The organism is Paenibacillus glycanilyticus (assembly GCF_051200795.1).
In the GTDB taxonomy this organism is placed as follows: Bacteria; Bacillota; Bacilli; order Paenibacillales; family Paenibacillaceae; genus Pristimantibacillus; species Pristimantibacillus glycanilyticus.
In genome coordinates, this window is record NZ_CP195155.1 from 4,841,185 (window position 1) to 4,853,023 (window position 11,839).

The 11,839-nt window shown below is 51.3% G+C and carries 10 protein-coding genes; 1 reads left to right on the forward strand and 9 read right to left on the reverse strand.

Going from position 1 to position 11,839, the window contains the following annotated elements:
• Nucleotides 1-32: 32 nt before the first annotated feature.
• Nucleotides 33-1,328: an NADP-dependent isocitrate dehydrogenase gene (gene icd / locus ACR9FF_RS21880; RefSeq protein ID WP_127495444.1), complete on the reverse strand. Its 1,296-nt coding sequence runs from the start codon at nt 1,326-1,328 to the stop codon at nt 33-35.
• Between the two features lie 42 nt (nt 1,329-1,370).
• A complete protein-coding gene (gene citZ, locus ACR9FF_RS21885; protein ID WP_435164718.1) occupies nt 1,371-2,483 on the reverse strand; it encodes a citrate synthase in 1,113 nt (370 codons plus the stop codon).
• Between the two features lie 275 nt (nt 2,484-2,758).
• Between citZ and ACR9FF_RS21890 the strand changes: the two genes are divergently transcribed.
• Complete coding sequence (locus ACR9FF_RS21890) at nt 2,759-4,288, forward strand: Ppx/GppA phosphatase family protein (protein WP_435164721.1); 1,530 nt, start codon at nt 2,759-2,761, stop codon at nt 4,286-4,288.
• Here the strand turns inward: ACR9FF_RS21890 and ACR9FF_RS21895 are convergent.
• From ACR9FF_RS21895 to ACR9FF_RS21925, 7 genes are all read right to left on the reverse strand, one after another.
• A complete protein-coding gene (locus tag ACR9FF_RS21895; RefSeq protein ID WP_435164724.1) occupies nt 4,279-6,342 on the reverse strand; it encodes an RNA degradosome polyphosphate kinase in 2,064 nt (687 codons plus the stop codon). The two genes, ACR9FF_RS21890 and ACR9FF_RS21895, sit on opposite strands and share 10 nt — an antisense overlap.
• Before the next feature lie 183 nt (nt 6,343-6,525).
• Nucleotides 6,526-6,993: an acyl-CoA thioesterase gene (locus tag ACR9FF_RS21900; protein ID WP_435164727.1), complete on the reverse strand. Its 468-nt coding sequence runs from the start codon at nt 6,991-6,993 to the stop codon at nt 6,526-6,528.
• Nucleotides 6,994-7,188: 195 nt separating this feature from the next.
• Nucleotides 7,189-8,943 carry a pyruvate kinase gene (gene pyk / locus ACR9FF_RS21905; RefSeq protein WP_127495449.1) on the reverse strand — a complete coding sequence of 585 codons (1,755 nt, stop codon included), beginning with the start codon at nt 8,941-8,943 and terminating at the stop codon, nt 7,189-7,191.
• A gap of 90 nt (nt 8,944-9,033) precedes the next feature.
• On the reverse strand, nt 9,034-10,071 hold the full coding sequence (locus tag ACR9FF_RS21910; protein WP_127495450.1) for an acetyl-CoA carboxylase carboxyltransferase subunit alpha: 1,038 nt from the start codon (nt 10,069-10,071) through the stop codon (nt 9,034-9,036).
• Complete coding sequence (gene accD, locus ACR9FF_RS21915) at nt 10,061-10,933, reverse strand: acetyl-CoA carboxylase, carboxyltransferase subunit beta (RefSeq protein ID WP_435164731.1); 873 nt, start codon at nt 10,931-10,933, stop codon at nt 10,061-10,063. The genes ACR9FF_RS21910 and accD overlap by 11 nt, the downstream gene beginning before the upstream one ends.
• Before the next feature lie 36 nt (nt 10,934-10,969).
• Entirely contained in the window at nt 10,970-11,158 is a 189-nt protein-coding gene (locus ACR9FF_RS21920; RefSeq protein WP_015846041.1) for a hypothetical protein, read from the reverse strand.
• A 96-nt stretch (nt 11,159-11,254) separates the two neighbouring features.
• Complete coding sequence (locus ACR9FF_RS21925; RefSeq protein ID WP_015846042.1) at nt 11,255-11,749, reverse strand: phosphatidylglycerophosphatase A family protein; 495 nt, start codon at nt 11,747-11,749, stop codon at nt 11,255-11,257.
• Nucleotides 11,750-11,839: the final 90 nt, after the last annotated feature.

Genomic DNA, 11,839 nt, shown 5'->3' on the forward strand with positions numbered 1-11,839 from the left:
GAGGGGGCAAAAATGCCCCCGCTTTGTGTAAACTACATGTTTTTAATTACTTCGTCAGCAAATGCCGAGCACTTCACTTCAGTAGCGCCTTCCATCAGGCGTGCGAAGTCATAAGTAACGGTTTTGTTGTTGATCGAAGTTTCCATACCTTTGTAGATAAGGTCAGCCGCTTCTTGCCAGCCCAGATGCTCAAGCATCATAACGCCGGACAGAATAACGGAACCTGGGTTAACTACGTCTTTGTCTGCGTATTTAGGAGCTGTACCATGAGTTGCTTCGAAGATCGCATGGCCAGTCAGGTAGTTGATGTTAGCGCCTGGAGCGATACCGATACCGCCAACTTGAGCAGCCAGAGCGTCGGACAGGTAGTCGCCGTTCAGGTTCAAAGTAGCGATTACGTCGAAGTCAGTAGGACGAGTCAGAACTTGTTGCAGAGCGATGTCGGCAATCGCGTCTTTTACGACGATTTTGCCAGCAGCTTCCGCTTCCGCTTGTGCTTTGTTAGCAGCGTCTGTGCCTTCTGCTTCTTTGATGCGGTCGTATTGACCCCAAGTGAAAGTTTTGTCCGCGAACTCTTGCTCAGCCACTTCGTAGCCCCAGTTCTTGAACGCGCCTTCTGTATATTTCATGATGTTGCCTTTGTGAACCAGAGTAACGGATTTCTTGCCATGCTTGATCGCGTATTCGATCGCAGCGCGGGCAAGACGTTGGGAGCCCTCTTTGGATACTGGCTTAATGCCGATACCGGAAGTTTCAGGGAAACGGATTTTGTTAACGCCCATTTCGTTTTGCAGGAACGCGATTACTTTCTTCACTTGCTCGGAGCCTTCTTGGTACTCGATACCAGCATAGATGTCTTCGGTGTTCTCGCGGAAGATAACCATGTCAACCAGCTCAGGACGTTTAACCGGGGATGGTACGCCAGCGAAGTAACGAACAGGACGAAGGCAAGTGTACAGGTCAAGCTCTTGGCGAAGCGCTACGTTCAGGGAACGGATACCGCCGCCGATTGGAGTTGTCAAAGGACCTTTGATTGCAACGATGTATTCGCGGATTGCAGTCAGCGTGTCAGCTGGCAGCCATTCGCCGAATTCGTTGAATGCTTTTTCGCCTGCGAATACTTCGTACCAAGCGATTTTTTTGCTGCCGCCGTATGCTTTCTCTACAGCTGCGTCAAGAACGCGTTTCGATGCGCGCCAGATGTCGCGGCCCGTGCCGTCGCCTTCGATGAAAGGAATGATTGGGTTGTTAGGTACTTGGAGAGTACCGTTATCAATTGTAATTTGCTCGCCTTCTGTTGGAAGGGCGTATTTCTCGAATTGTGCCATTAGAATAAATCCTCCTTAAGGTATGTAAGCTGCGCCTTGTAATTAGCGCTGCTCGATTGGAATATATTTCGCGTTAACCGGGCCGACATAATCAGCGCGAGGGCGAATCAGACGGTTGTTTTCGTACTGCTCAAGGATATGCGCGCTCCATCCCGAAACGCGGCTGATTGCAAAGATCGGCGTGAACAGGTCGCGAGGAATACCCAATGTAGTGTAAACCGATGCCGAGTAGAAATCAACATTTGGTTTCAGACCCTTTTGGCCGGTAACCATGTCTTCGATCTTAATGGACATCTCGTACAGCTCCATGTTGCCTGTCAGTTTGCCCAGTTCGCGGGACATTTTTTGCAGGTGCTTCGCGCGCGGGTCGCCGTCTTTGTAGACGCGGTGGCCAAAGCCCATGATTTTTTGTTTGTTCGCAAGCGCGTTGTTGATGTAGCCTTCAACGTTCGCCATCGAACCGATTTCTTCTAGCATGACCATTACCGCTTCGTTAGCGCCGCCATGCAGAGGGCCTTTCAGCGCGCCGATTGCGGAAGTTACGCCGGAGTAGATATCGGACAATGTCGCAACGGTTACGCGGGCTGCGAATGTCGAAGCGTTAAGCTCGTGGTCGGCATGCAGAACCAATGCTTGATCCAATGCTTTGATCGCTACTTCAGCCGGCTCTTCGCCAGTCAGCATGTACAGGAAGTTATAAGCGATCGATACGCCTTTTTTAGGAGCAATAGGCTCTTTGCCTTCGCGGATGCGGGCGAAAGCGGCAACAACTGTCGGAAGCTGAGCTTGCAGCTTGATTGCTTTCAGCTGATTTGCCTCCGGAGACATGTCGTTTGCGGATTCGTCGTACAGAGCAAGGCTCGATACCGCTGTGCGAAGCGCTGCCATCGAGTTAGTGCCTTGCGGATACAATTTTATTTGTTCGATCACTTGAGCAGGGATAGCCGCGTGTTGATCCAGCTTTTGCTGCAAGCCTTCGAGCTCGGAACGATTAGGAAGCTTGCCGTACCACAGCAGGTAGGCAACCTCTTCAAATGTCGCATTTTCTGCAAGATCATCAATATTAATACCGCGATATGTCAAGACTCCATCGATAATGGAGCTGATCGACGAAGAAGCGGCCACAATTCCTTCAAGACCTTTAGTTGCTTTCATTCGTTCTCTCTCCTCTAACTTGAAAAGTTATTCGCCAAAAATAGTAAACCTCTCGTCGCTATTAATCATAAATGATTTTATCAGCGAAGTGAACAAAACCGGACATAGAAATGCTTTATCAGCGCTATAAAGTTTTTTTTCATTCCCTTTCTTCCACAAATTTCGCACGAATTGCTCCAGACGCATTTTTCCCTATTCCGCGCAAAAATACTCGCTTAACGTAATCATATTTCAATGTGATAGAATAGAAGAAATAACTAGCACGGAGGACCACGATGACAGAACAACGAATTGGCATCATTGATATCGGCTCGAACTCAGTCCGCCTTGTCGTCTATGAGCGGACCGCTAACGGCGCGCATCGCGTCATTGACGGAGGCAAGCGTCCTGCCCGTCTCGCGGAGCGGGTTGATGACAACGGCATTCTGGCAACGGATGCGATTACCGAGCTGCTCGGCACGCTAAACCATTTTACGATGATCTGCGCTCATAACCGGACCGGACATATCCGCGCGGTGGCCACGGCCGCTATCCGCAATGCGGCAAATCAGGCAGAAATATTGGGAACGATTAAATCCGAAACCGGCCTTACGATAGAATTGCTAAGCGGCGAAGAAGAAGCCTCCTACGGCTTTCTTGGCATGATTAATGCCATGGATGTGCAGGACGGCTTTCTTGTTGATATCGGCGGAGGAAGCACGGAGGTATCCCTATTCCGCGGCCGTCAGCTTGTCCAATCGGTATCTTTCCCGTTTGGCTGCGTCAGCCTCAACCGGAAGTACGCGGTAAAAGGAACGCTGAACGAAGAGGGACTTAAAAGCATTGAAGCGCTGGTCGCCGAAGCCGTCAAAAACGAGCCTTGGCTGACGAAATCCCCCTCCCTGCCGCTGATCGGCGTTGGCGGAACCGCACGCGCTATGGGTAAAACTCATCAAGCCGCGACGAAGTATCCTTTTACCCAAACACACAACTATCCGATGACGGGGCCCGATGCGGATGCCCTGTTCCAGGAGCTGTACCTAACGCCGCTCGACAGACGCAAGAAATTCCCGGGTCTGTCCAAGGACCGCGCAGACGTCATCGTGCCCGGCATTGCGGTGCTCCGCACCTTGTTCCGCCTGCTGAAGACCAGCCATTACCGCATCTGCGGCTCCGGCCTTCGCGACGGTCTGTTCTATGCGACCCGTTTTCCCGGGCGTTCCCTTCATCAGGATGTGCTCGCATTCAGCCTTCAGAACGTAAGCGCTTTGCATCCGGCTGCGCCGAAACAGCATGTGATGCAGGTAAACCGTCTGGCCCTGCAGCTCTACGATGAGCTTAGACCCGTGCATCTGCTTCCGAACCGGGCCAAAGTGCTGCTTGATGCCGCCTCCACCTTGTTCCGGATCGGCGCCTCCATTGATTATTATGAATACGCGAAGCATACGTTTTATCTCATCGTGAATTCCCATTTGAACGGGCTTGCCCATCGGGAAATTCTTATGATTGCGGCTATTGCCTCTTATAAAAGTAAAAACCGGACCCGCCAGCAGCTTTTTGAGTACAAGGAACTGCTGGGCGAATCCGATTATGATAGCATCCATAAGCTTGGTATTCTGCTTCAGCTCGCGGCAGCGCTTGACCGCAGCGAGACGCAAGCCATCGGCCGGCTGGAAGCGGTCCAGTCCGGCAGCCAGCTTTTGCTTAATCCTGTGCGTTCCGAAGGAACATTGGCGGTTGAAGCCCGGGAAGTCGAGGAGCTGTCCTCCGATTTCAAAAAGCTCTGGGGACTAACTCCCGTCCTGGCCCTTCCCGACTATACGTAATTTTTCCACTGCGGAATCGATCTGGCTTCGAATTGACTGCGGAACGGCATCATTTCGTTCTTCACATGAACGTAGGTGCCGTTTGCCTGCAGCTCGCGGGCTTTCACGTTATCGTCCAAATTAAGCTGCAGCATATTGATCAAGGTTTTGCGAAGGTTCTCGTCAAATACCGGACTCATCAGCTCGATCCGGCGCGTCAAGTTCCTCGTCATCCAGTCCGCACTCGACAAGTAGACTTCTTCATCTCCGCCGTTATGGAAGTACATCACCCTCGCATGCTCCAAGAACCGGTCCACGATGCTGATTACGCGAATATTCTCGCTGCGTCCGGCCACGCCCGGTCTCAGGCAGCATACTCCACGGACAATCAGGTCGATCTTGACCCCGGCCTGCGAAGCTTCGTACAGCTTATCGATCATTTCCTGGTTGGAAAGGGAATTCATCTTCGCAATAATATGAGCCCCTTTGCCTTGCTTGGCGTTAGCTATCTCGCGTTCGATCAATCGGAACAGCTTCTCCTTCAAGTCTGTCGGAGCAACGCCGAACGCCTTCCATTCATATGGCGAAGAATAGCCGGTCACTTCATTAAATAAGGCCGAGGCATCGCTGCCGATAATCGGATGGGAAGTAAATAGACCGATATCCGTATACAAAGTGGCCGTGCTGTCGTTATAGTTGCCCGTTCCGACATGGACGTAACGGCGCAGCGTACCCATCTCCCTGCGGACAACGAGACATATCTTGGCATGCGTCTTGAGGCCGACAAGGCCATAAACGACATGGCAGCCCGATTTCTCCAGCTGGCGTGCCCACGCGATATTCCTTTCCTCGTCGAACCTTGCCTTAAGCTCCACAACGACGGTGACCTGCTTGCCGGCTTCCGCCGCCTTGGACAAAGCCTGTACAAGCGCGGATTGGCCGCTGACGCGGTATAAGGTCATTTTGATAGCCAGTACGTTAGGGTCTTCCGCTGCCAGATCGATAAAATCATTAACCGCTTCAAACGATTCGTAAGGGTGATACATCAGCACGTCGCGCTGGCGGATCACTTCGAACATATCGTCCGTCTCGTCGAATTCATGCGGGTACACTGGCTCAAGACGGCTGTAGCGAAGGTTGTCGTAGCCCGGCAGCGAGTTCGCGAATTTCATCAGGAAGCTGAGATCCAGTGGCCCGTCAATCTCAATCAGATTATCTTCAATCTCCAGCTCTTCCTTCAAAATCTCAAGCGCCATCGGATGCATGCCTCTTGCGACTTCCAGCCGTACCGGAATGCCCCAGCGTCTTCTGCGCAGCTCCTTCTCGATCTCCTCCAGAAGGTCTTCCGCCCCGTCTTCATTCAGCGTAAGATCGGCATTGCGCGTAATGCGGAACGCATGAACGGCGAACGGAACGTAACCGTTAAACAAGGTCGTAATATGATTTTCGATAAGATCCTCGAGCAGCACAAACTCCATCTTCTTGCTGTTTGTCCGGCCTGGCACAGGCACGAAACGCTGCAGAATCGAAGGAACCTGTACGATGGCGAACAGCGGCTCATCATCCTTGTCCGAATCCTCCCGCTGCAAAAGCACCGCCAGATACAGCTCCTTCGTATGTACGAGGGGGAACGGGCGGCTCTGGTCAACGGCCATCGGGGTTAACACGGGGAAAACAATTTCCTGAAAATATTCCGACACCGCCTTGGATTGGCTGACGTTCAGTTCCTTGACGGATGAAATAATAATGCCTTCCCGACCCAGAGAGCGGAACACTTCCCGGTACGTTTTGTATTGATCATAGACCATCTGGGTCGTCCGTTTGATCAGCCTTTTCCAGAGTCCCGCTGGCGTATAGCCCGTGAAATCCATCTTCGTATAGCCCGCGCGGATCTGGTCCTGGATGCCGGCTACCCTTACACTCATGAATTCATCCAGATTGCTGGATACAATGGATAAAAATTTGGCGCGTTCAAGCAGTGGATTATTCGACTCCTGTGCTTCCTGGAGCACTCTGCGGTTAAACTCAATCCAGCTCAAATCCCGGTTCACATAGTGGGACAATTGTCTTGTCATTCCTCACGCCTCCCCAATTATGCCCCTATTATGACTGATGACTATTATAGGAATATTAACGATTTGTAAAGATCAGGTTAACACTCCGGTTGTTTCGGTCGATTGCTCGCAATAGTTGCACTAGGGCTCGAAACAACCTCCGCTTACAGCGTAAAGATCAAACCATAAAGAAAGGAAAAGCAATTACGCCATGGACTGGAGCAAGGCATATAATTCAGGCAGGCTCTTATCTAGTCTTGCAGGCCGCCATTTCTCGTTTACCCAGACATGCTTCGTTCCGCCGGCTACCAGCCGCTCCCCCGGAAGATCCTCGTATTGATTGACAATAGCGGGATGGAATTGCTCCAGGCTTACCTTGCGGATTTCCGATTCAAAGGAAAGACGCACGGGCGAAAAATCCGAAATACGCGTGCAAATCAGCACCGTATCGTCATAACGGGCGGGCAGCACGTATCGGCACTCAAGATCCACCACCGGAAGCAGCAGGCCTTGCTGCTCGATAGTTTTGTAATCATACCCCGCTGAACGGATCAGCTCGGTACGGCCGATTTCAAACCAGGTTATGTAATTGCCATGAAAAACAACCCCCATTTGATCCGTTTCCTGATAACGAACGCGCAGAGGATGAAGGAACCATTGCTGTGACGGCATGATGAAGCTACCCCCTATATTATTACGAACTTGAGGCGAAAAAAATTAGCTTTCTTTACAAAACACAAACATAAATCGTGCAATAAACCGTGCATATGTATATGTATTTCCCTATACGTGAAACAAAAGCGACGGTGAATGCTCACCCTCGCTTCTGTTCTTCTCTACTTCTTAAGAGAAATATGAAATTCGTTCTTACAGGACTTTAGCTTGTCCGGAGTAAACAACGCCAGTCTCGCCGTAGACCGTTACTTCCGTACCGTCCATCAGCAATTCCGTTGCATTCGAGATGCCCAGAATAACCGGAATACCCAGGTTAATGCCGCATACAGCCGCATGGCTTGTAATGCCGCCTTGCTCTGTAATAACGGCAGCCGCTTTTTCGAAAGCAGGCATATATTCTTTATCCGTCGATACCGTAACCAGGATCGAACCGGAAGTTACGCGTGCATTTGCTTCTTCAGGCGTGCGGGCAACAACGATGCGGCCTGTAGCCGTTTGGCTGCCGATGCCTTGTCCTTGAGCCAGAAGCTCGCCAACATGGTGGATCTTGATCAGGTTCGTTGTGCCTGCGCGGCCAACCGGAACACCTGCCGTAATAACGATTGTGTCGCCAAGGCTGATCAAGCCCGTGCTTCTTGCGCCATCAACCGCGTTCTCGAACATGGCGTCCGTTGTCTCAGCGATTTCGCCAAGAACCGGTTTAACGCCCCAGATCAGAGCCAGACGGCGCATAACCTTTTCATCGTTTGTTACCGCGATGATTGGCGCTTTCGGACGGTATTTGGATACCATGCGAGCCGTGAAGCCGCTTTGCGTCGAAGTCACGATAGCCGCAGCGTTCAGGTCCAGAGCGGATACCGCAACCGCTTGGCTGATTGCTTCCGTTACGGAAGTTTGTTGAGCGTTAGCTTGTTTCGTGAAGATTTCACGGTATTCCAGAGCCGCTTCCGCACGCTCGGCAATACGGGACATTGTTGTTACCGCTTCAACCGGGTATTTACCGGCAGCTGTTTCGCCGGAGAGCATGATTGCATCCGTGCCGTCGAAGATCGCGTTCGCTACGTCGCTTGCTTCAGCGCGTGTAGGACGCGGGTTGCGCTGCATCGAATCCAGCATTTGAGTAGCCGTGATAACAGGTTTACCGGCACGGTTACATTTTTCGATCATTGTTTTTTGTACCAGCGGTACTTCTTCAGCCGGGATCTCAACGCCAAGGTCGCCGCGGGCAACCATCAGGCCGTCGGAAACTTCCAGGATCTCATCGAGATTGTCAACGCCTTGTTGGTTCTCGATTTTGGAGATGATTTGGATGTGGCTTGCATTGTGGCGCTCAAGCAGCTCGCGAATTTCAAGCACGTCGCTTGCTTTGCGAACGAACGATGCCGCTACGAAGTCGATGCCCATTTCGATACCGAAGATGATATCGTTAGCGTCTTTTTCCGTAATGCCCGGAAGGGAAATCGCAACGCCAGGAACGTTAACGCCTTTTTTGCTCTTGATTTGACCGCTGTTGTTAATGCGGCAAATAATTTCAGTGCCTTGAACTTCTTCAACCGTCAGGCCGATCAAGCCGTCATCGATCAGAATAGTCGAACCTACGGAAACATCGTTAGGAAGGTTGTCGTAAGTAATCGGCACACGGTTAATGTCGCCCAGAATCTCTTCCGTTGTCAGAGCAACGCGCTCGCCTGCTACCAGCTCGATCGGCTCTTCTTTCAGCTTGCCGAGACGAATTTCCGGACCTTTGGTGTCGAGCAGAATCGCTACGTTAGTTCCAAGCTCTTTGTTTGCGATACCGATGTTTTTAATCCGGTTGCCATGCTCTTCAAAGTCGCCGTGGGAGAAGTTCAGACGAGCAACGTTCATACCCGCTTTAATCAGTTTTTTCGTGTTTTCCAACGATTCGCTGGAAGGTCCAATCGTACATACAATCTTAGCTTTACGCATGTTTAAGTATCCTCCGTTTAGTGCCTGCTATAGTCATTATAGTCAATAATCAAGATCTTGAGCCGCAGCTTGTACGACAGTGTAAAAATTTTATACCTTTGCCGATTCCGTCATTTCGGGAGCTTCAGCCTCTTGCGGGGCTTCTGCAGCTTCCTGCGCTGCGGCTTCCGCTACTTGGAATTCGCCAATCTTGCGGAATTTATGGTAACGGTCTTCAATGAGTTGCTCGGGTGTCATCGGCAGAAGTTCCGCCAAATGCTTCCACAATTTCTCCTTCATCCGTTCCGCCGTGAACGCTAGATCGCGATGCGCGCCGCCTTGCGGCTCTTCTATGATGTCCTCGATCACTTCGAACTCGAGCAAATCCTTCGCCGTAATTTTCATCGCTTCGGCCGCAATATCCGCTTTGGATGCGTCCTTCCACAGAATGGAAGCCGCGCCGTTAGGGGAAATTGCAGAGTAAATCGCATTCTCCAGCATCAATACCCGGTTGCCTACGCCAAGGGCTAGAGCCCCGCCGCTGCCGCCTTCACCGATAACGATGCAGACGATTGGCACGCCAAATCCGGCCATCTCTCTTAAGTTGCGGGCAATCGCTTCCGATTGGCCACGCTCCTCGGCCGTGTTGCCTGGATAAGCGCCCTTTGTATCGATTAAAGTAATGATCGGGCGTTTAAATTTGTTCGCTTGCTGCATAAGACGCAGCGCTTTCCGGAATCCTTCCGGATGGGGGCTGCCGAAGAAACGGGCAATATTATCCTTCGTATCCTTGCCGCGCTGATGGCCGATTACCGTTACCGGCAAGCCGTTCAGCTTCGCCAGGCCGCCGACAATCGCCAGATCGTCGGCAAACAAGCGGTCGCCATGCAGCTCGATAAAGTCCGTAAATACCGCCTGAATGAAATCAAGCGAAGTCGGACGCTGGTGAAGACGCGCAATGTGCATCTTCTGCGCCGGGGTCATTTCGTTGTACAACTCTTCTTCCATCTGCTTGCACTTTTCTTCAAGACGCGTTATCTCTTCGGAAAAGTCCATGCCGTTGCTCTCAGCCAGCGTCTTCAGCGTTGCGATCTTCTCGCGCAAATCGCTGATCGGCTTCTCGAACGGAAGCATCTGTTCAGCCGCCATGGGATAATCCCTCCCTTACGGTATGCATATCCAGCAGCTTGCCAAGCGTTGTCTTCATATCCTTGCGGTGAACAACCAGGTCAAGCTGTCCATGCTGCATGTTGAACTCCGCCGTCTGGAAGTTGTCCGGCAGCTTCTGGCGAATCGTCTGCTCGATTACGATACGGCCGGCAAAACCGACAAGTGCGCCGGGCTCGGCCAAATTGTAGTCGCCAAGACTCGCAAAGCTCGCGGAAACCCCACCCATCGTAGGATCCGTAAACACCGAAATGAACAAGCCTCCAGCCCCTTGAAACATGGAAAGAGCGGCGCTTGTCTTCGCCATTTGCATTAAGCTAAGTATACTTTCCTGCATGCGGGCGCCGCCCGATGTCGAGAAAATAAGAAGGGGCAGCTTTTTCTTATGCGCCGCTTCAATTGCTCTTGTTATTTTCTCGCCAACGACAGATCCCATGCTTCCGCTGAAGAAGTCAAAGCTCATGACCGCAACAACAACCGGATGGCCGTTAATGGTGCCCTCGCCCGTTACAACGGCTTCGCGCAGATTCGGATTTTTCTGCCGCTGCTGCTCGAGCTTCCCTTTATACCCGGGGAATTCGAGCGGGTCGACGGATTCCATATCCGCATCGTATTCAAACAAACGCCCGTCATCAAGCGTCATTCCAATCCGTTCCCAAGCACTCAGACGGTAATGATGCCCGCAAGACGAGCATACCTTCAAGTTCTTATCCAATTCTTTGCTGTACTGAATGGTGCCGCATTTGGAGCACTTATTCATTAGACCTTCCGGTATGTCGCGTTTAGGCCGCTCAGAAGGGATGGTCGCATACTTCTTCTTTGAAAATAAGTCCTTAATTTGCAATGTGTGACACCTCTCAAGGCGCAATAGTATAAGGTATTACGGCTGCATAATGGAGTTGAATACTTCCTGTACTTCCTCCAATTCACCCGAAGGAACCAAAATCTCATATTGCTGTTTAGACAGATTAACTGGACGGACTTTTACGAGAAAGCCTTCTTCCGTAAGCCGCTTCTTGATGTTGTCCGCGATTCTAGCGGTTGGAGCGATGTAAATGACCGTCCACATTATGGTACCTCCTGAAAACTTTGCCCATAGCAAAGTTCGCATCTTCTAACAAGTCAATCCCGTTAAAGGCCATATGATGTCATAATGATACCACAGTCATGGCGAATCGGGCAAATGGTATCGGATGGCTTTTGGGTCCTGATGCGCGATCCTTGCTGATGCCGCCGCCGCCAGTCCTGCGACAAGATCGTCGAGAAACACGTGAATTTTCTCGCCTTTCAGATTCAGCTGACGAATAATGCCGGGCTTTACTTTATCCAAATATCCGAAGCTCGTCAAGCCAATCATCCCATAAACATTCGTTATTCCTAGTGCCAAAGTCTCATCTACGCCATACAGGGACTCGTCGGTTTCCATGATAGCCTGAAGAGGCTCCGGCAGCAAACGGCGTTCGGCCAGCTCGTCGAGAGCGATTCCGGTATACAGGACATACTGCACTTCGCGCTTTTCCAAAACGGCTCTTACGCTCTCTTCGCATTCGGCCACGGTCAAATCCGCATTGTAAGGACGCTGCAGCGTATATACAATTTCCGCAATATCATCCACGCTTACTCCACGCTTTTGCAACCACTTTTCGATTCCGGACGTCATGTCCATCCCTCCCGCATATGCTTGTACGTTTTCATGCAACGTAAGCCGGGAAAAAGCAGCGGCAGCAGCCGCTTAATCCCACTTGTAACA